At 59.5% G+C, this 19,175-nt stretch carries 16 protein-coding genes; 13 read left to right on the plus strand and 3 right to left on the minus strand.

The features are described from left to right. Positions 1-357: 357 nt before the first annotated feature. The 3 genes from Q0H23_RS06620 to prfB all read left to right on the plus strand — a co-directional run bounded on the left by Q0H23_RS06620 (position 358) and on the right by prfB (position 7,480). Positions 358-3,279 carry a hypothetical protein gene (locus Q0H23_RS06620; RefSeq protein WP_293836843.1) on the plus strand — a complete coding sequence of 974 codons (2,922 nt, stop codon included), beginning with the start codon at positions 358-360 and terminating at the stop codon, positions 3,277-3,279. Positions 3,280-3,518: 239 nt separating this feature from the next. Then, positions 3,519-6,344, plus strand: a complete 2,826-nt coding sequence (gene secA / locus Q0H23_RS06625) for a preprotein translocase subunit SecA (protein ID WP_293836845.1) — start codon at positions 3,519-3,521, stop codon at positions 6,342-6,344. Then, the gene (gene prfB / locus Q0H23_RS06630; protein ID WP_293836847.1) at positions 6,344-7,480 is read left to right on the plus strand and encodes a peptide chain release factor 2; all 1,137 of its coding nucleotides are present in this window, start codon (positions 6,344-6,346) and stop codon (positions 7,478-7,480) included. Before secA ends, prfB begins: the two co-directional genes overlap by 1 nt. A gap of 183 nt (positions 7,481-7,663) precedes the next feature. Here prfB and Q0H23_RS06635 read toward each other — a convergent pair whose 3' ends face one another. Together Q0H23_RS06635 and Q0H23_RS06640 are read right to left on the minus strand one after the other, a co-directional pair. Continuing rightward, positions 7,664-8,329, minus strand: coding sequence for an HAD hydrolase-like protein (locus tag Q0H23_RS06635; RefSeq protein WP_293836850.1), 666 nt, complete (start codon positions 8,327-8,329; stop codon positions 7,664-7,666). A gap of 90 nt (positions 8,330-8,419) precedes the next feature. Then, positions 8,420-9,223 carry a DeoR/GlpR family DNA-binding transcription regulator gene (locus tag Q0H23_RS06640; RefSeq protein WP_293815337.1) on the minus strand — a complete coding sequence of 268 codons (804 nt, stop codon included), beginning with the start codon at positions 9,221-9,223 and terminating at the stop codon, positions 8,420-8,422. A gap of 405 nt (positions 9,224-9,628) precedes the next feature. On the opposite strand from Q0H23_RS06640, the gene Q0H23_RS06645 reads away from it, so the two are divergent. The 9 genes from Q0H23_RS06645 (at position 9,629) to Q0H23_RS06685 (ending at position 16,883) form a co-directional block, all read left to right on the plus strand. Next, the gene (locus Q0H23_RS06645; protein ID WP_293836853.1) at positions 9,629-10,081 is read left to right on the plus strand and encodes a PTS sugar transporter subunit IIA; all 453 of its coding nucleotides are present in this window, start codon (positions 9,629-9,631) and stop codon (positions 10,079-10,081) included. A gap of 3 nt (positions 10,082-10,084) precedes the next feature. Continuing rightward, a complete protein-coding gene (locus Q0H23_RS06650) occupies positions 10,085-10,375 on the plus strand; it encodes a PTS sugar transporter subunit IIB (RefSeq protein ID WP_293815333.1) in 291 nt (96 codons plus the stop codon). A gap of 152 nt (positions 10,376-10,527) precedes the next feature. Next, positions 10,528-11,841, plus strand: coding sequence for a PTS ascorbate transporter subunit IIC (locus Q0H23_RS06655; RefSeq protein ID WP_293836855.1), 1,314 nt, complete (start codon positions 10,528-10,530; stop codon positions 11,839-11,841). 81 nt (positions 11,842-11,922) lie between these two features. Continuing rightward, positions 11,923-12,450, plus strand: a complete 528-nt coding sequence (locus Q0H23_RS06660; RefSeq protein WP_293836857.1) for a hypothetical protein — start codon at positions 11,923-11,925, stop codon at positions 12,448-12,450. Between the two features lie 101 nt (positions 12,451-12,551). Beyond that, positions 12,552-13,448 (plus strand): dihydrodipicolinate synthase family protein, encoded by an 897-nt coding sequence (locus Q0H23_RS06665; protein ID WP_293836860.1) that lies wholly within the window; start codon positions 12,552-12,554, stop codon positions 13,446-13,448. A 150-nt stretch (positions 13,449-13,598) separates the two neighbouring features. Continuing rightward, positions 13,599-14,243: a ketohydroxyglutarate aldolase gene (locus tag Q0H23_RS06670; RefSeq protein ID WP_293836861.1), complete on the plus strand. Its 645-nt coding sequence runs from the start codon at positions 13,599-13,601 to the stop codon at positions 14,241-14,243. Between the two features lie 47 nt (positions 14,244-14,290). Continuing rightward, the gene (locus Q0H23_RS06675) at positions 14,291-14,746 is read left to right on the plus strand and encodes a PTS sugar transporter subunit IIA (RefSeq protein ID WP_293836863.1); all 456 of its coding nucleotides are present in this window, start codon (positions 14,291-14,293) and stop codon (positions 14,744-14,746) included. A 317-nt stretch (positions 14,747-15,063) separates the two neighbouring features. Further along, positions 15,064-15,927, plus strand: coding sequence for a transketolase (locus Q0H23_RS06680; RefSeq protein WP_293815320.1), 864 nt, complete (start codon positions 15,064-15,066; stop codon positions 15,925-15,927). Next, on the plus strand, positions 15,927-16,883 hold the full coding sequence (locus tag Q0H23_RS06685) for a transketolase C-terminal domain-containing protein (RefSeq protein WP_293815317.1): 957 nt from the start codon (positions 15,927-15,929) through the stop codon (positions 16,881-16,883). Before Q0H23_RS06680 ends, Q0H23_RS06685 begins: the two co-directional genes overlap by 1 nt. Before the next feature lie 148 nt (positions 16,884-17,031). On the opposite strand, the gene Q0H23_RS06690 is transcribed toward Q0H23_RS06685, so the two are convergent. Next, on the minus strand, positions 17,032-18,045 hold the full coding sequence (locus tag Q0H23_RS06690) for a LacI family DNA-binding transcriptional regulator (protein WP_293815315.1): 1,014 nt from the start codon (positions 18,043-18,045) through the stop codon (positions 17,032-17,034). Between the two features lie 353 nt (positions 18,046-18,398). On the opposite strand from Q0H23_RS06690, the gene Q0H23_RS06695 reads away from it, so the two are divergent. Then, positions 18,399-19,079, plus strand: a complete 681-nt coding sequence (locus Q0H23_RS06695; protein ID WP_293836865.1) for a transaldolase family protein — start codon at positions 18,399-18,401, stop codon at positions 19,077-19,079. Positions 19,080-19,175 lie beyond the last annotated feature (96 nt).

Below are 19,175 nucleotides of genomic sequence, written 5' to 3' on the forward strand. Positions count from 1 at the left end.
GCGCCTTTAGACGCGAGCCCGGGGCCCGTGGGTTATACCCTAAGAGCAAACCACCCTTTTTAAGGGTGGTTATGATTAGCACCTCTTGATATTCCTTGTCGCCGGACTGTGCCGACTTGGGTTTATGTCTTTTCTTATCATGATTAAAGATACCGTTCACCGTTCACCGGTAGTAATTGTTCTATTTTTCGCCAGATCTTCTCGTTAGTTTTTGGCAAATGCCTGGTAAAAGAGGCCGGCCATTTATTCATGCAGAGAGCCTGACAACCGCTTACGGGTTTAATTAGGCTCAGTGGACAATATTGTTTACTCGCGGTTGTAGTCTTCGAGTCCCAATTTGTTATAGGAGGGACTCCAATGAACGATAACGGTGCTTGCGGCTATAAAGTCGTTGCCTGCTCGGCTTCTTCCGGCGAAGAGACTGTTGGTGTGAAAGAGGGTAGGGGAAGAGGGAGAAAGAAATCTTCTTCTCAATCAGCTTCTTCCCTGTCTATTGTCGAGCGAACTCGTCTGGTTGCAGATCTTTTGGGGTCTTTGGCGCGCGATCGGCTCCTTGTTCTTTCCTCTGAAAAAGGCTTGGGGAAGCATGTTCTCGCTTCCCAGCTCATTGGTTCGCTTTCTGCGTCTGGGTATGAGACTACTTGCATCCGCCTTGCCGGGATTTCTCCTGATACGGCTTGCCGTAAATTGCGAGCCCGAGTGAAAGAGAGCGTGGCTCGCCTGTCTCTTGACGGCGCCTGCGGTCAGCTTCTGGTCATCGACGGCCTTTGGGGGATGGAAGATCCATATTTTGGAAGAATCACGCGAACAATATGCTCGGCTGCATTTGGTAACTGCCTTGTTTTAATCGTTCTTCGCGAGGATTCTGAGTCTCTTCTCGAGTTCCTACCGCCTTGTAGGGTTGTTAGAGCTGGCGATTTAATTGTCGATGATAGAGAGCTGTCTGCTTGGGAGCCCATGTTGGGTGGGCTCTCGGCTAAGGATGTCATGCGTTGTACTCACGGCATTCCTTCTCTCATCTCGAACCTTCGAGTCACGCGAGTTTATCCTGGACGCATTCCTTCGGGCTCTTATTGGAATCGTTGCGTTGCCGACCTATTCTCTAATGCTTTGCGTTCTAGCCTGATTAAGGAGGAACTTGAACTCCGCCTTGTCCTTCTCGCTCTCGGTAAGGGGGAGCTATCTAATCTGCCTTCTCTTGGGATTAGGGTTTCAGGCGACATTCTGGCTGAAATTGCCGAGACGTGTCCTCTATTTGGTATCGACCTAAGAAATGACCGATTCGACGTTGTCCCGTGCGAAGACTCCGTTGTGGCAAAGGCGTTGATTGAACGCGAAAAAGGCAATGAGGAATTAATTGCATCTCTAGTGAAGCATCTTGCCGCCAACGGAAAGATGAGAAGGGCAAGTGCAATCGCCCTTGCATCAAGTGACCAACGCATCCTTAAGTCCCTTGTCGGTGAGTATCCGCTCGAAATGATTGATGCTGGACTTACTGGGACAGTAGTAAGGACCGTGCTCGCCTCAGGCCGCGATCCAAGGATGTGCGCTGCCGCCAGAATCATTGAGCTCTTCGGCGTAGGGAAGGACTTTTCTGGCGTTGCTGATGCGGCTGCCGGATTCATGATTTCAGGCGAGCGTGCCAAGATTCATGAGCAGCAAATCAAACTACTGGAGGCGATGCATCGCTGTCGGTCCGAAAAGGGCGGCACACTATCTCCCAGTTGGTTTGATTCTTCCATGTCGTCAAGCCATCCTCTAGTGGGCAAACTCGCTCTTATAGGAAAGGCGCTCTCCCTTGGATTCGATATGTCGTTTGTTGAAGCGTTTAGGGAGATGCTGCTTGCGAAAAATGATGCTGCTGAATCCAGCGATCCCTCTGTGTTCTCGGCGGTCCTCGCAATCTATTTCGAGGCAGCGCGCGAAATAGTTGGGGATCCGCCAAACCTTGGAGACGCGGCGACCGTTGCTCGAGCGGAGGAGTTGCTCGCCGGCGACGTGCCGCCCCAGATGAGGAATTCGACGCATCTTGTCCTCTCTGCAGCGCGGCTTCTCTCCGGAAGTGCTGACGGCTCGCTTGAGAGCGATCGCTGTGCGTCGAGCTATGCTGTGCGAGGAGAGTGGCGGGCTGCTTCGTGGGCAAACATCGCGGGGTGTCTATCGGATTTCGCGTCGGCGAGTTTCAGACGCGCCCATGTCCATGCTGCGGCAGCATTTGGGTATGCAAAGACCGCGGGAGATGAAAAAGCAATTGTTGTTGCCCGCATTATGGAGCGCGCAACGTTGCTGAAGTTCGGGGAAAGCGGCGACTTGGGCTCGGCGTGGGAAGTTAGCACCTCGGAAGCGAGTTCGGATTTAGTGCTGCTGGATAGACTGCACGAAGCTCTGGGGCGAAGAGACGCCGAAGGCGTGCCAACGCTTATCGACGAAATGGGAGAAACTACCCCAAGTCTAAGCAGCAAAGTGCTTGTCTCCTATTTGGCAAAATATGACGGGGCCGTGGGGCAGCGCATTCTACGCGAGCTGCCGCCATCATGGGTGCCTAATGGAGAGCCATCGTGCGTGGGACAAGGTGACGCGAGCGTCGCATTTCATGCGTCGCCGCAAAACTCAACCATACCGTTTGCGGATGGGCTCGATCCTGGCGGCGATCCTGTTCTTGACGTGAATGTGCTGGGAGGGTTTTCGGCTCGAAGGGGAGGCGTCAAGATACGGGAGGGCGCATGGAGAAGGAGAAGGGCCCGTGATCTTCTTGCCATGCTCGCTCTGACTCCGGGGCATACGATGTCTCGGGCGGAGGCAATCGTTCAGCTCTGGCCCGAAATGGATCTTATTCGAGGTAGGGAGAGCTTCTATAGCGTGCTGAGCGCCTTGCGTGCGGCTTGTGGCCAGGTTGCGGGGGAGATTGACTACATAGCAAGTGGTCAGGGTCGAATTTGGCTTGATGAAACGTTGGTTCGGTGCGACGTCGACGAATTCGAGCGTCTCGCAAGGCTAATTGTAGGTGGTGGTCTGCCGGAAACCGAGGTGGTAGCCCTATGCCTCAAACTTGAGGGCCTCTACCGCGGAGGTTCCTACGTGCCTGTTAGCGATCCGGACGGGAAGTACAGACGCCGACACGAGGAATTGTCTCAGCGCTATGTGGATGCGATGCTCAAAGGGTCTGAGGCGGCGCTAAGGCTCAATGACGAACGGCAATCGAAGTGGTTTCGCGAAAACGTGAGGATGGAAGTTGGGGCTACCTCTGGAGCAAGGGTCGATAGATCGGCTCTTGGATGACTGACTCGGGGCGTCCTGGCCCAAAAAGCCGTAGCCAATCACAAACTGGCGGAAGAAACCCGATTGATATGGGAGGCGCGCAGGGGCAGCCCCGCACGCGGCGAGAACGGGTGCGCATATTGTGGTGCGGAATTGCTCGCCTGACGCATGGGCGAGCAACGGCTAAAGTAAATACTGACTAAAAAGAATGCTGGGGGCATGCTCGCCCGCGTGGACCCGGAAGACAATAGGGGAACGACATGGCCGGTCTCTTTTCGAAGATCTTGTCCATTGGCTCTGATAAGGAGCTGAGGGAGTACAACGCTATTGCCGATGAGGTCGCGAAGCTTGGAGACAAGTTCGCGAAGATGGATGACGAGGAGCTTTCGGGCCAGACCGTGCTTTTCCGCGAGCGCCTCGATAAAGGTGAGACGCTGGACGATCTCCTTCCCGAGGCGTTCGCCTGTGCTCGTGAAGCTTCGGATCGCGTCCTTGGCATGCGTCATTTCGACGTGCAGGTCGTGGGTGGCATCGCGCTTCATAGGGGAACCATTGCTGAGATGAAGACCGGCGAGGGCAAAACCCTCGTGTCTACGCTTGCCGGTTATCTCAATGCCCTTTCTGGCAAAGGCGTTCACATTGTCACGGTGAACGACTACCTTGCTCGCCGTGACTCCGAGTGGATGGGTCAGCTCTATAACTTCCTTGGCCTTGAAGTTGGCTTGCTGCAGAACGGTATGCCTCTCGCTGACAAGGCTCCCGCCTATGCGGCCGATGTTACGTATGGCACCAACTCTGAGTTTGGCTTTGACTACCTGCGTGACAACATGGTTACTCGCGCTTCCATGCGCGTGCAGCGCGGCCACAATTTTGCGATTGTCGATGAGGTCGACTCCATCCTTATTGATGAGGCTCGTACGCCGCTCATCATTTCCGGCGCTGGCACGAAGTCCGCTGATACCTACAAGGACTTTGCCCGCGCGGTTCGCGGCCTCGTTCGAGCCGAGGAGCCCGAGCGCGATCCGCTGGGTGGTCCCGTGCCCGAGCCCGATGGTGACTACATCATGGACGAAGCGAAGCACACCATCGCCGCGACTGAGCAAGGCCTTCGCAAAATCGAGGAGCGCCTTGGCGCAGATATCTACTCCGACCTCTCTGGCCAGCTCGCCAATCACCTCCAGCAGGCGCTGAAGGCCCAGTACATGTTCCATCGCGACAAGGACTATGCCGTTCTCGACGGCGAGGTCAAGATCGTTGATGAGTTTACGGGTCGCATCATGGAGGGCAGGCGCTGGTCCGAGGGCCTGCACCAGGCTGTCGAGGCAAAGGAAGGCGTGCTTGTTCGCGAGGAGAACCAGACGCTGGCGACCATCACCCTCCAGAATTATTTCCGCCTCTACGACAAGCTCTCTGGCATGACGGGCACCGCCATGACCGAGGACGCGGAGTTCCGCGAGATCTACAAGCTTCCCGTTACCGAGATTCCGCCCAACAAGCCGGTGATCCGCGTCGATCACGATGACCGCATCTATCGCAACGTTGACTATAAGTTCCAGGCCGTCGCAACCGATGTGGAAGAGCGCCACGCCAAGGGTCAGCCCGTCTTGGTCGGCACGGTCTCCATCGAGAGCTCCGAGCGCCTCTCTAAGATGCTCACGCAGCGCGGCATCAGGCACGAGGTCCTTAACGCTAAGTTCCACGAGCGCGAGGCCCAGATCGTTGCCCAAGCTGGTCGCGAGGGCGCCGTTACCATCGCCACCAACATGGCGGGTCGAGGCACGGACATCCTGCTTGGCGGTAATCCCGTTGAGCTTGCCAGCCAGCTTCTTGCCGAGGAGGGCCTCACCGAGGATTCTGCTATGCCCGAGCAGCTTGCAGATGCCAATAAGAGGGCCAAGGAGTCTTGTGCCGAAGAGCGCGAGCGCGTCCTTGCTGCCGGCGGCCTTGCGGTTATTGGCACCGAGCGTCATGAGAGCCGCCGCATCGATAACCAGCTTCGTGGCCGTTCCGGACGCCAGGGCGATCCCGGCGAGACGCAGTTCTATCTCTCCCTCGAGGATGACCTCATGCGCCTCTTCGGCGCCGATCGTATGGATCGCATCGCCGCGATGATGGCGAAGTATGACATGCCGCCTGACATGCCTCTCAAGGCCAAGATGGTCTCCAAGGCCATCGAAGGTGCCCAGCGCAAGGTCGAGGAAATCAACTACGCCATGCGTAAGAGCGTCCTCGACTACGATGATGTCATGAACCAGCAGCGTCAGGTCATTTACGAGGAGCGTAACAAGATTCTCGACGGCAAGGATCTGACTGAGCACATCAGCGAGGTCACGAGTGCGACCGTCGAGCGCAAGGTCCGCGAGTTCTGTCCCGAGGGCACTGCTATCGAGGATTGGGATCTCGATGGTCTTCGCTCCTGGGTCAAGGAGCTCACTGGAGAGGACGGCCTGCCCGAGCTTTCTCGTGAGGCTGACACCTCAGACGTCGTGAAGGTCATGGACGAGTACGTCGAGAGCCTCTATGCCAAGCGCACCGAGGACCTTGGCGAGGAGATTACCCAGCGCCTCGCGGCCCAGGTTATGCTGCGCGTTATCGACACGCGTTGGATGACGTATCTCCAGGAGATGGACTATCTCAAGACGGGCATCGGCCTTCGTGGTTTTGGCCAGCGCGATCCTCTCGTCGAGTACAAGCAGGAGGCATACGCCGCCTTCAGCCAGCTCGTCGACACGATGTATGAGGACTTCCTCCGTACGATGCTGCACATTCGTCGCAACACCGTGTCCGCCCAGAACTCGCAGATGGCTCCGTCTGCCCTCGAGGGCGCGCGCTACTCTGGTCCCGCTGAGGTCGATGGCGATTCCGGTGCCCGTACTTCCACCATCTCTCGAGCGAAGCGGACGGCTCCCGCTGTTCGCGCAGAGCGTCGTGACGCCGCGGCTCCCTCGCCGAAGGCCTCCGATGCCAAGCCGCATACCTACCGCAAGGCGGACGACCCTGATCCCTATGTGGGCATTGGCCGCAATGACCCCTGTCCTTGCGGCAGCGGCAAGAAGTTCAAGAACTGCCACGGGAGAAATCGCTAGTGTCTGAGGTCGCAAACGAGAGAATCGATGCTCTGGAAAGCAGACTAGCCGAGGTCGAGGGCTATCTCCATGTGGAGGAGGCCCGCGGAACGGTGGCCGAGCTTGAGCGTCAGAGCGCTGAGCCCGGTTTTTGGGATGACGCGAACGCCGCTCGCGAGACGATGGCGAAGCTTGCCCGCGCGAAGGAAGATGTCGCAGGCATTGACGCCGCGCATGCGAAGCTCGAGGATGCCCGTGCCGCCTGGGAGCTAGGACAGGAGATGGGGGACGAGGACTTGCTCGCGGAGTGCGAGGCCAACCTCGACTCCCTTGAGCATGACCTCTCTGAGCTCGAGCTCGCGAGTTGGTTTACGGGCGAGCTCGACGGTGGTGATGCCATCGTCAACATAACGCCTGGCCAAGGCGGTCTCGAGGCGCAGGATTGGTGCAGCATGCTGCTGCACATGTATCTGCGCTACTGTGAGCGACGTGGCTGGAAGGTCACCATCAACGATGCTCCCGCGGCGGAGCAGATCGGCATTGACCGCGCTACGATCACCGTGTCCGGCAAGAACGCCTATGGCATGTTGCGTGCCGAGCAGGGCGTGCACCGCCTTGTCCGCATCTCTCCGACGGATGCCAAGAAGCGCCGGCAAACCACTTTCGCAGGCGTTGAGGTCCTTCCGGTTCTGCCAGATGACATCGAGGTCGAGATTGATCCCGGCGAGGTTCGCGTGGACGTCTACCATGCGAGTGGTCCCGGTGGTCAGGGCGTCAACACGACGGATTCCGCCGTCCGCGTCACGCATCTGCCTACGGGTATCGTCGTGACGTGCCAGAACGAGCGCAGCCAGATTCAGAACAAGGCTACGTGTATGCAGATTCTCCGCTCGAAGCTCTATGAGCTCGAGCTTCAGAAGCGTGCCGAAGCACTCGACGAGCTTCGCGGACCTAAGACGGAGATTGGCTTCGGCAACCAGATTCGCAGCTATGTGCTTTATCCCTACCAGATGGTCAAGGACCTTCGGACGGGATGCGAGACGGGTAACGTCGATGCCGTGCTGTCTGACGGCGATCTCGACCCGTTTGTCGTTGCGTATCATCGCTGGGCTGTGGGTGGCAAAGAGCCTGCGAGCATTGCTGGCGAAGACCAGTAAGCGCGCCCCGGAACTAAAAGGCCAGCAAACGCGCCCTAGACCATAAGACTAGCAAACAGACTAGCAAACGCGCCCCAGAACCAAATGGGTTCAGGGCGCGTTCTTGTATCGCGTTGGCACGTATGTATTGGCACGTATGTGTGTTTGGCGAGCAAAGCCCCGCAGTACGGGGCCGCCCAAAGCTTATGCCAGCAGGACTTCGTGTAGTTCATCGATGGAGTCCACCACGGCGTCTGCACCGGCCTCTTCGAGCTCAGCACGCTTGTGCGTGCCAAAGGTGACACCGATGCTTGCCGTGCCCGCGGCGCGGGCGCCCTGAATGTCGTAGAAGCGGTCGCCGATCATGACGCATTGATCGGCGCTAGCGCCGAGCTTCTCCATGACCATGCGGATGAGCTCGGCCTTTCCTCCTCCCTCGACATCCTCCTTGGCAAAGACGCAAGAGAAGAGGCTGTCTAGGCCAAGATCCTCAATGCAGAAGCCAAGCCTCATCCGGGTCTTAGAGCTTGCAATGGCAAGTTTCTTCCCGTGTTTCGTGAGGTCCTCCAAAAGGGCGCGCATTCCGGGGTAGAGCTCGTGGCTTGCGGGATTCTTCCAGTCATAGAGCTCGAAGTATCGTTTGGTGATGGCGAGGTCCTCCTCCTCGCTAACGCCATAGATGGCTGCGAAGGCACCGGGGTAGGGAGGGCCGACAACACGGCTCACGTCGCCCATCTGCTCGGGTGTGAATCCTGCTTCGGAAAGTGCCTGCGTTGCGGCGGTGACGATGTAGCCCTCCGTGTCCGCGAGCGTGCCGTCGAAATCGAAGATGATGACGGGTCGCCAGCGAAGGTCGTTCTCTTGAACCATGGGACTCCTTCAGTTTGTCATTCGAAATGCCCGAGGCGGATTTGCTCGTACGTGGTAATCGTTGGCGCGCGGGGGCGCCCGCCGCGAGGCTTAAAGCAGCCCCGGCATTTCGTCTGCATCAACCTCGAGGCCGGGCTCGGCGCGGATGACCCTGCTTACGCCATGGGCTAGAAACGCGGAGACCTCCTCAGGGGTTGCGCCGGTGTCGGTGATGAGGGTATCGATGTCATCGACCGTGCCAAACGGGAAGCTTGAGGTCCGGCCAATCTTCGAAGAATCTGCCACGAGGAAGTGCTCGTCTGATTGGGAAAGCATGAGCGCGTTGACGACGGGCTCCGGGGCGGTTGCGGAGGTTATGCCATCGGCGACAGAGATGGCGGTACAGCCGAGGAAACACTTCTTCGCACGGATGCGCCGCACGTTATCCATAGCGATTTCTCCCGTCATTGAGGCGCGAGGCGGCCTAATCTCCCCTCCGGTGAGAAGGATGGAGAGAGCGGGGTGCTCGCCCATGAGGAGGGCCTTGCCGTTGTTGGTGACGACGGTGACGTCGCGTGCCTCAATGAAATCGATGATGGAGAGAGCTGTCGAGCTGCCGTTGATGAATATGCAGTCGCCGTCGCAGACGTACTTTGCCGCTTCTCGGGCGATGGCTCGATTGGCTCTGACGCGCTGGGATCCTGATGGGCGCCCAAGTGGATTGAGGAGGGAGGCGCTTCCATGCTGGCGTGACAGGACATGGCGGCTCTCGAGCCAGTCGAGGTCACGCCTGATTGTGAGCTGCGACACCTCGAAGTGCTCTGCCAGCTCCGCCACGCTTGCTTGCCCGTCTCGCTCGAGGAGAGCCATGATGGCGTCTCGTCTTGCCGCTACGAACGCATTGCTCCTTCGCATGGGGTCAGCTCTCCTTTTATGAACGTTCTAGGGGTTCGTTGATCATTCCGATCTATTTGATCGGCACAGGGGTGAGTTTACGAGAGAACAACCATAAAACACAACGACCAGATTCATAAATCGGTGAACGGCAGAATGAATATTCTTTTATGTGCGAGACGAACTAAGTATACGAACGGAAGTTATAAATAATTTGTCGAATTATCAAAACGACGAACTATGTAATTCGAGATAAAAGCGTTGTTTAGCTGCCAAAATACTACCGGTCGCGGTTAAAACACAGTCGCTTGGCGACGTGAATACCGTTCGTAAAAAAATAGTCGCCCTGATACCGATGGGTGTGGAAAAATCGTCTGCGTAACGTTCATAAGACGTAAATGCGCGTCAATAAAGGAGGGCGAACGGATGCTAAGCGATCTTCTTGATCCGAGCCTGGTGCAGCTCAACGTTGAGGCTGCCGACTGGAAAGATGCCATCTACAAGGCCACCCAGCCCATGGTCGATGGCGCCAAGGTGACCGAGGGCTACGTTGCCGACATCATTAAGGGCAAGGAGGAGCTGGGCCCCTATTTCGTGCTGACCGAGCACGTCGCCCTTCCGCACGCGCGCCCCGAGTGCGGTGCCCTCGAGAGCGCCATCGGCATCGTCACGCTGAAGACGCCCGTCGAGTTTGGCTCCGAGGCCAACGACCCGGTGAAGTACCTCTTCCCGCTCGCGGCCAAGGACAGCGACGCGCACCTGAGCGCCCTGCAGTCCCTCGTCGAGCTGCTTGCTGACCCGGATTTCTTCGATCAGCTTGACTCCGCCAACACGCCACAGGATGTCATGGACCTCGTCCATGCTAAGGAAGGGAAGTAACAAATGTATCGTGCACTCGTCTGCTGCCGCGCTGGCATGGGCTCTTCGATGATGCTCAAGATCAAGTGCGATCAGGTTATCAAGGAGCACAACCTCCCCATCGAGACCGAGCACGGCAACCTCGACTCCATCAACGGCTTCAACGGTGACCTCGTCATCACGATGAGCGACCTCACCGAGGAGCTCTCCCATGACTCTCGCGTCCCGTCTGCCGTGGGCATCACGAACATCGTGAACAAGGGTGAGATCACCGAGAAGCTCACCGCTTGGGTTCAGGAGCACGACGCCAAGTAGGCGTCTGAGGCCATCCGGCGCCGCAAGTCTTGTGCGTAACGCCCAAAGTTTGCGGCCGCCGGACCCATCGCACAAATCGTTTCGGCTTAGCCGGATGGGTCAGAGCCCGTCCGTTAGGTAGTTTTGTCCAAATCAGCTGAGAGGAAATCAACATGCTTGATGCCATTCTCGCGCAGCTCAGGGACACGTCGGTGATTATGGGCGTCATCGCCCTCGTCGGTCTCCTGCTGCAGAAGAAGTCCGCGGTGGACGTCTTCTCCGGTACCGTTAAGACCATGATTGGCTTTATGGTCTTCAACATCGGCTCCAGTGCCATGAGCTCCCAGGTCACCGTCTTTTCTGACATGTTCAGCCGTGCCTTCCAGGTCTCCGGCGTTGTGACCCAGGTCGAGGTTGCGACCTCGCTCGCTCTCCAGACCTACGGCACCGAGGTTGCCATGGTCATGGTTCTGGGCTTCATCATGAACCTGGTCTTCGCTAAGTTCACGAAGTTCAAGGCCGTCTTCCTGACCGGCCAGCACTTCCTGTACTTCGCCTGCGTCCTCGCCCTCGTCTTCATCTCCCTGGGCGCCCCGTTCATAGTCACCGTCATTCTCGGCGGCGTCATCCTCGGCTTCTGCGGCGCCGCTCTTCCGACGCTCTGCCAGCCCTTCGTCAACAAGCTCGTTGGCGATGACTCCATCGCTATCGGCCACTTCAACTGCATCGGCTATGCCTTCGCCGGTTACGTGGGCAAGCTCTTCGCCAAGAAGAGCGCCGATGGCGAGCTTGATGCTCCCCAGGCCGAGGAGAAGCAGCTCCCCGAGTTCTTCAAGCTCTTCAAGGACTTCGTGTTCTCCGTCGCCCTGTTCATGATTGTTCTGTTCTACATCGTGACCATTGCCTGCCTCGTGACTGGCCACTTCGGTGATGAGCTCGCCTCCGGCAAGGCCTTTACGTCCTACTTCGGCAATGACCTTTGGTTCATCTGGCCGTTCCTCGCTGGCCTTCAGTTCGCTGCCGGCATGTCCGTCCTGATCTACGGTGTCCGTCAGTTCATCGCCGCCATCACCGAGGCCTTCGTCGGCATCTCCGAGAAGCTCATCCCCGACGCTCGCCCGGCCGTTGACTGCCCCGCCATCTTCCCGTTCGCCCCGAACGCCGTCATCATCGGTTTCATCGGCTCCTTCCTCGGCGGCCTCGTCGCCATGGCCCTCATGGTCGCCTTCCACAGCGAGACCATCATGATCCCGGCTGCTGGCATCTGCTTCTTCTCTGGCGGCACCTGCGGCGTCTGCGGTTACGCCTACGGTGGCTGGAAGGGCGCTTTCCTCGGCTCCTTCCTGGTCGGCATCTTCCTGTGCGCTGGCCCGCTCGTGCTCTACCCGGCCTTCGCCCAGCTTGGAATTGCTGGCGCTTCCTTCCCGAACGTTGACTACAACATTGTCGGTTCGATCATCTACGAGATCGGTCACTTCTTCGCCTAAGATCTGCCGTTCTAGCGGCCCCGGGGTGGCACAACGCGTCGCCTCTCCCGGGGCCGCGCCCTTTGACCTAGGAGCTATCTCATGGCCGACAAAGACAACCAGCAGGAACGTGACGTTGAGCTGAGGATCGAGGAAGACCGCACCCGCCTGCTCGTGTGTGGGCTGGGCCTGCTTGTTCTCGTCTTCGCCATCCTGTTCGCGGCGGTCTGCGCCTACGCGCTTGCAGACGTCACGGGAAACATCGCGCTGTTGCTGGTCGTGGTTGTCGCCATCACCGCCGTTTGGTTCATCTCGAAGCGCATGGGCCGTTTGCTTGGCAAGTACGCCGCGCACGTCGGCGTCTGCGATTTTGGCACGAGCGAGCTCACGATTTACGAGAAGGCCGACGTAACAAAGGCCGTCGTCGTTCCCTACAAGCAGATCAAGGGCTATTCGATCGTGCATCAGGGTTCCTCGCTCAGACTGCTCCTTTGGGGTAGCTGGGTCACCCATCCTGCGGGCTACGAGTACGTGGGCATCACGAGGCCCTTCATGAAGGACACGCTCGATGACCTGGAGGGCCAGATCGAGGAGTGCATGGCTCGTCATCACGTAAAGAAGCACAAGTAGTAGTTAATTCGCATGGCCGGTTCCTGTCGGGCGCCAGGTCAAGCGCAGACCGGTTGGCCGAGCACTCTCGCGAGCGCCAGGCCAAGTGAGAAGGAGAAAGCATGGCAACGTTTAGCGGCGTCATCGTGCCGATGGTCACCCCGTTCAACCGTGACGAGAACCAGTCGATCAACTACGAGGCGGGCGAGCAGCTCGTGGAGAAGCTCATCGCCGGTGGCGCGAGCGGCATCTTCACCTTTGGCTCCAACGGCGAGTTCCACGTCTGCACCCCGGACGAGCGCATCGAGTTCTCCAAGTTCGTGATCGAGAAGGTCGCCGGCCGCGTGCCCGTCTACGTGGGTACCGGCGCCTGCTCCACGCACGATGCCGTCGAGATGTCCAAGCGCGCCGAGGCCATCGGCGCCGACGCTCTCTCCGTCATCAACCCGTACTTCATGGGCATCAGCGACGACCAGCTCAAAGGCTACTTCGAGACCGTCGCCGCGAGCGTCTCCATTCCCGTGATGCTCTACAACATCCCGAAGTCCACGGGCAAGAACATTCCCGCCTCCGTCGTCGCAGAGGTCGCTCAGATCGACAACGTCCGCGGCGTAAAGGACAGCTCCGGCGACATGGAGAACCTCAAGAGCTACATCGAGGCCTCCGCTGGCCACGACGTCGACGTGATCGTGGGATCTGACGGCAAGATCTCCGCCGCCCACGCGCTTGGCGCCACGGGTGCGATCGCGGGCACCGGCAACCTCATCACCGAGGTCGTCGTCAACCTCTGGAAGGCCCTCGAAGCCGCTGACGACGCCGAGGCCCAGCGCCTGCAGGCTGAGGTCGAGCCGATTCGCGACATCCTTCACCTCGGTTCCACGCCTCAGACGCTCAAGCGCTCGCTCGAACTCGCTGGCTATCCCGTCGGCCCCGCCCGCTTCCCGGTCAACGAGGTCGCTGACGGCATCGACGAGAAGATCATCGCGATGCTCGACCACTACGGTATCAGCCACGAGTAACACCACGGAGGGTTCCGAAGCCAGGGCGCTCATCGGAGCCTGACGTATGCGGCACGCCTGAATTGCAAGCCACGGGCGCGTTCGCGACACGGGTAGCCATCCGTGCGTCATCGAAGGGGAGGCGCGCGGGCAAGGATAGGGGAGTCAATCATGAAGATGCAGAAGGCAGCCATTACTCAGGCCCTTTACGACACGTGCGCGTTTGCCGTCGTGCGCGTTCCCACCATCGAGCGCGGCCTCGAGATCGCTCGCGGCCTACTCGCTGGCGGCGTCAAGGCCATGGAGGTCAGCTACACGCTGCCCAACGCCGGCGAGGTCATCGCCGCCATCAAGGAGGAGTTCGGCGGCGAGATGATCGTCGGCGCGGGTACCGTCATGGATCCCGCGACCGCCCGCATGGCCATCATGGCCGGCGCCCAGTTCATCGTTGCCAACTGCTACTCCGAGGGCGTCTCCGAGATCTGCAACCTGTATCAGATTCCCTATGCGCCTGGCTGCACCACGATGACCGAGGCTAACCACGCGCTGGCCACCGGCGCCGCCTTCGTCAAGTGCTTCCCGATCTCCAACGTCTATGGTCCGAGCCTCGTTGGCCTGTTCAAGACCCCGACGCCCTGGATGCCGCTCATGGCCTCTGGCGGAATTAACCTCGATAACCTTCACGAGTGGATCGAGAAGGGCATCGACTGCGCCGGCATGGGTGGCCTGCTTACTAAGGGTTCCGAGGAGGAGATCGCCGCTAACGCCGCCGCCGTCCGCAAGATCATCGACGAGACGCGCGCCGCTGCCAACTAGTCTGAATCTCGGATATTTGGCTGGTGAACGCTGGGATGGATGATTAGATGACGGTTGGCATGGACGCGTCGCAGGTCCTGTATGGGGCAAAGGCGGCTTCAAGGGAGGAGCTTCTCGCGCGATTGAGCGGGAAGGCGGTCGAGCTCGGGTTTGCCGATGACGCCAACGCCGTGTATGAGGCCTTTCTCGAGCGTGAGGCTTTGGGCGCAACGGGCTTCGTGAGCGGGTTCGCGATTCCGCATGTCAAGTCTCCCGTTGTGAAGCGCCCCGGCGTCATTGCCGTGACGCTGGCCGAGCCGCTGTCATGGCCCTCGTACGACCATTCCGACGCGGGTACGGTCATCGCGCTGCTGATTCCTGAGGACGAGGCGGGGGAGACCCACCTCAATCTCCTCTCGCGCGCCGTTGCCATGATCATGGACGAGCGCATTCGCGAGCTTCTTGACGCCGCTGCGGACGCCGGGCAGCTTGCGAGCGTGATTGACGAAGGCCTGAGGCAGTAGACCTTTGACGTGGCGATGCGCGGGCATCGGGCAAGAGGTCGCCGGCGCGGCCGAGGGAAAGGCCGCGTGCGCCGGTCCTTGAAAACGGAAGGCAAACAGATGAGGGGCGCTGCCCGCGGATGCGGTGGCGCCCCTCGCTGCTTTCGCGGCAATTCTATGTAATTGATGGCTTTGTTAAGCCTTTCACCTGCAGCTTTATCGAAATTTCTTCCAAAAGAGCGATGGCGAGGGGTGCCGCATGGGATACACTGAGCGCGACGTTCCTCTGGAAAAGCAACGTTTAATTCTGTCGGTAACCATTAGACCAAAGGAGTCTCATGGAAGAGAAGGAGCAGAAGGAGCTCGAACTGCTGGCGGCTAAGGTTCGCCGCGACGTCGTCGAGATGCTGCTGCACCGTGGCTACGGCCACCTGGGCGGCTCGCTCTCCATCGTCGAGGTCATGGCCGTTCTCTACGGCAAGCAGCTCAAGCACGATCCCAAGAACCCCAAGTGGGAGGACCGCGATCGCCTCGTGCTGTCCAAGGGCCACGCCGGCCCGGCCTGGTACTCGGTTCTCGCCGAGCGCGGCTTCTTCGACCGCGACATGCTGTTCACCCTTAACGATGGCGGCACCAACCTGCCGAGCCACCCCGACCGCACCAAGACCCCGGGCGTCGACATGACCACGGGCTCCCTCGGCCAGGGCTGCTCCACCGCTGCCGGCATCGCCACCGCCCTCGCCAAGAAGGGCTCCGACGCCTACACCTACCTCATCGTGGGCGACGGCGAGCTCAACGAGGGCCAGTGCTGGGAGGCCTTCCAGTACATCGCCAACTACAAGATGGACAACCTCATCGTCTTCATCGACGACAACAAGCGTCAGCTTGATGGCTGGACCAAGGACATCATGAACCCGTTCGACTACGTCGCCAAGATGCAGTCCTTCGGCTTCTACACCCAGAAGGTCAACGGCCAGGACGTCGTGGCCGTCGACGCTGCCATCACCGAGGCCAAGCAGCACAAGGGCGAGGCCCTCTGCATCGTCCTCGACACCGTCAAGGGCGCTGGCGTCAAGGCTTTCGAGGAGATGGAGAGCAACCACGCTCCCAAGTTCAACACGCCTGAGCTCAAGAAGACCGCCCAGGATGCCGTTGACGCCCTGAACGCCCAGGTTGAGAAGCTTGAGGAGGAGATCGCCTAATGTTCAAGCTCGCTGAGGACCGCAGCGCCACCGGCGCTGACCTTCGCAATGTGGTTATGGGCACCCTCCAGAAGCTCATTGCTGAGAACGACAAGATCATGATGCTCGAGGCCGACCTTGGCGGTGCCAGCAACTCCCTCAAGATCAAGGAGTCCAACCCGGACAACTTCATCGAGTGCGGCATCTCCGAGGCCAACATGATGGGCGTTGCCGCCGGCATGTCTTCCGAGGGTTACATCCCGTTCGTCCACACCTTCGCGCCGTTCATCGCGCGTCGTGCGTTCGACCAGGTCTTCCTCTCTGGCGCCTACGCGCACAATACCATCAACATGTACGGCTCTGACCCCGGCTTCTCCGTCGCGGCCAACGGTGGCACCCACACCTCCTTCGAGGACGTCGCCATCATGCGCACCATTCCGGGCGCTCGCGTCTTCGACGTCGCTGACGCCGTGCAGATGGCTTGGGTCGTCGAGGCCTGCGCCGGCATGCCTGGCATCAACTACTTCCGCGGCGACCGCAAGGCCATCCGCAACGTCTACGCCGAGGGCTCCACGTTCGAGGTCGGCAAGGGCAACGTCCTTTGCAAGGGCTCCGACGTGCTGATCATCTCCGCCGGCCGCCTCGTCTCCGACGCCCTCGACGCCGCCGAGGAGCTCGAGAAGCAGGGCATCTCCACCGAGGTCATCGACATGTTCTGCATCAAGCCGCTCGATGAGGAGCTCATCCTCTCCGAGGCCAAGGGCAAGAAGGCCATCGTGACCTTCGAGAACCACGGTGTCATCGGTGGCCTGGGCGATGCCGTCGCGTCCGTCCTCGCCGAGAACGCCGTTGCCGTGCCCTTCAAGCGTCACGGCATCGTCGAACAGTTCGGCCAGGTGGGCACCGCTGATTGGCTCCAGAAGGAGTTCAAGCTCACCGCCGCTGATCTCGAGGCCACCGTCAAGAGCCTTCTCTAGTCTCTGACGAAAGCCACTAGGTAAGCCGAGGGGCGCCGGGCATATGCCTGGCGCCCCTTTTCTGTTCCGGGCGATGTTGGGGTGGGTCGCGCGGTGGCAATCCTCGCGGTTGGGGGTGGGTCGCGCGGTGGCAATCCTCGCGGTGAAGCTAGAGCGTGGAGGCCATCCACCTCGTGCGACAGGAGAGGATCTCCTGCCTGGGGCGTGCGTCCTCGTTGTCCAGGAGTTCTAGCAGCATTTGGCAGGCGAGGCGGCCTTCCTGGCGCACCGGCTCGATGATCGTCGATATCGAGGGCGTCGTGAGGGCGGTCCACTCCGTGCAGTTGAGGCCTAGAAGACCAATCCTGTCTGGCATGAGGTCGCGGCTGTTTTCGAGGGCTTGGAAAACGCGGGAGAGGGCCCACTGGTTCTGGACGAAGACGAGCGTGCGATGCGCGGGGGAGAGCGTGTACTTGAACTTCTCGTAAAGCTCCGTTACCGAGGGCCCATCATGGTCGATGGGAATCTCGGTGTAGTCGATGTTGTGCGCGGAAAGGACGTCTGAGAATGCGCTCGAACGCTCGATGCGCGTGCGGAGCGACATCTGCGTAGAGGGCGCGGCAACGCTCACAAAGCGGTCGTAGCCCGATTCGATGCAGGTCTGAATCGCAGTGTAGACGCCATCGTAAAGATTTGCCTTAACCCAGCTGGTGGAGAGGTCAAACGTATCGCAGTCGAAGAAGACCACGGGCCGTCCCGCCCTGCGGACGCGGTCGTGAATGGCCTTGAAGTTCGACGTGGGCTGGATGATAAAGCCGTCAACGCCAAGCGAGAGCAGCTTCTCGACGCAGGCTTGCTCGTTCTTGCGGCTGAAATTGGTGCCGCAGACAACGGTCTGGAAGCCCACATCACGTGCGACGCTCTCGACTCCGCTCTGGATCTGGCCGGCCCACAGGTTCGTGTTGTCGAGCAGCACGAGGCCAATAACGTGGGTTGGCTTGCCAGAGAGTGCCTGGGCCTGAGCGTTGGGCACGTAACCCGTTTCGCGGATTGCCGCCGCAATGCGTTGCTGGGTGGGGGCGCCAAGCTTCTCGAGCTTGCCGTTGAGGTAATAGGAGACTGACGCCGTCGAAGTTCCCGCGAGTTTCGCAACGTCGACGATCGTGACCCTTCCTGCGGCCATGTCTGCCTCCTCCGTAACGGTCAAGAAGCCTTCGCCTACGCTGGCGGAAAACGTCAAATACTTCTTGACAATCATTGCGCTGAACAAATCAAGAGTATACGCGTTTGGTTAATCGCGTAACGAAAATAGATAATTAGCGCTCTACCTGGCCGTTTACCGACATGCTCTAGCAAATGACTCCCAATACGCATACATTTAACATGTGGTTAGGAGCCCTGGGGCTATAGTATCGAGGGCTGGTTTCGCTCGCCAAGGGGGAGGGCGGAGCCAAGCTGGTCTGCTCGCGATGCGACGGACCCAGGTCCCACTGTCACCAAAGAGACGTAACAGCGAGATGAATTGGGAGGATCCGCATGAAGTTCTTCATCGATACCGCCGACCTCGACGAGATTCGCGAGGCTGAGAGCTGGGGCATCCTTGCCGGTGTCACCACCAACCCGACTCTCTACGCCAAGACGGGCGGCAAGCTCGCGGACTTCGAGAATCACATGGCCAAGATCTGCGAGATTTGCAAGGACATTCCCGTCTCTGCCGAGTCCACGGCCGAGACCACCGAGGAGATGATCGCCGAGGGCCGTCGCCTCGCCGCCATCGCTCCGAACATCGTCGTTAAGCTCCCGATCTGCGAGGCGTCTCTGCCTGCGACCCACGTGCTTGCCACCGAGGGCATCCGCGTCAACATGACGCTGATCTTCTCCGCCCCGCAGGCCCTGCTCGCTGCCAGTGCCGGCGCTCGCTACATCTCGCCGTTCGTCGGCCGCTTCGATGACATCGGAGATGATGGCATCGAGCAGCTCGACACCGTCGTTACCTGCGTCAAGAACTACGACTACGGCTACTGGGAGCAGGAGGACGGCCCGGAGATCATCACCGCCTCCGTCCGTACCCCCAACCACGTGACCCAGGCTGCCCTCATCGGCGCCGACATCGCCACCGTGCCCTTCGCCGCGCTCAAGAAGTGCGTGCACCACCCGCTCACTGACAAGGGCCTCGCGTCCTTCAACGCTGACTGGGAGAAGGTCAAGAACGCCTAAAGGCGGGCCAAAGTGATTTGCCTGCGCCCCCGAGTGTGACTCGGGGGCGCTTTTTTGTGGCGCGCGTCCGAGTGATGGGGCCTTTAGTTCGAGCGG

Origin of the sequence: uncultured Parolsenella sp., assembly GCF_934660935.1 — a bacterium.
Taxonomy (GTDB): domain Bacteria; phylum Actinomycetota; class Coriobacteriia; order Coriobacteriales; family Atopobiaceae; genus Parolsenella.

Coding starts and splice junctions, on each gene's coding strand:
- Q0H23_RS06620 (WP_293836843.1), top strand. CDS start 358: ATGAACGATAACGGTGCTTGCGGCTATAAAGTCGTTGCCTGCTCGGCT.
- secA (WP_293836845.1), top strand. CDS start 3,519: ATGGCCGGTCTCTTTTCGAAGATCTTGTCCATTGGCTCTGATAAGGAG.
- Q0H23_RS06635 (WP_293836850.1), bottom strand. CDS start 8,329: ATGGTTCAAGAGAACGACCTTCGCTGGCGACCCGTCATCATCTTCGAT.
- Q0H23_RS06640 (WP_293815337.1), bottom strand. CDS start 9,223: ATGCGAAGGAGCAATGCGTTCGTAGCGGCAAGACGAGACGCCATCATG.
- Q0H23_RS06645 (WP_293836853.1), top strand. CDS start 9,629: ATGCTAAGCGATCTTCTTGATCCGAGCCTGGTGCAGCTCAACGTTGAG.
- Q0H23_RS06650 (WP_293815333.1), top strand. CDS start 10,085: ATGTATCGTGCACTCGTCTGCTGCCGCGCTGGCATGGGCTCTTCGATG.
- Q0H23_RS06655 (WP_293836855.1), top strand. CDS start 10,528: ATGCTTGATGCCATTCTCGCGCAGCTCAGGGACACGTCGGTGATTATG.
- Q0H23_RS06660 (WP_293836857.1), top strand. CDS start 11,923: ATGGCCGACAAAGACAACCAGCAGGAACGTGACGTTGAGCTGAGGATC.
- Q0H23_RS06665 (WP_293836860.1), top strand. CDS start 12,552: ATGGCAACGTTTAGCGGCGTCATCGTGCCGATGGTCACCCCGTTCAAC.
- Q0H23_RS06670 (WP_293836861.1), top strand. CDS start 13,599: ATGAAGATGCAGAAGGCAGCCATTACTCAGGCCCTTTACGACACGTGC.
- Q0H23_RS06675 (WP_293836863.1), top strand. CDS start 14,291: ATGACGGTTGGCATGGACGCGTCGCAGGTCCTGTATGGGGCAAAGGCG.
- Q0H23_RS06680 (WP_293815320.1), top strand. CDS start 15,064: ATGGAAGAGAAGGAGCAGAAGGAGCTCGAACTGCTGGCGGCTAAGGTT.
- Q0H23_RS06685 (WP_293815317.1), top strand. CDS start 15,927: ATGTTCAAGCTCGCTGAGGACCGCAGCGCCACCGGCGCTGACCTTCGC.
- Q0H23_RS06690 (WP_293815315.1), bottom strand. CDS start 18,045: ATGGCCGCAGGAAGGGTCACGATCGTCGACGTTGCGAAACTCGCGGGA.
- Q0H23_RS06695 (WP_293836865.1), top strand. CDS start 18,399: ATGAAGTTCTTCATCGATACCGCCGACCTCGACGAGATTCGCGAGGCT.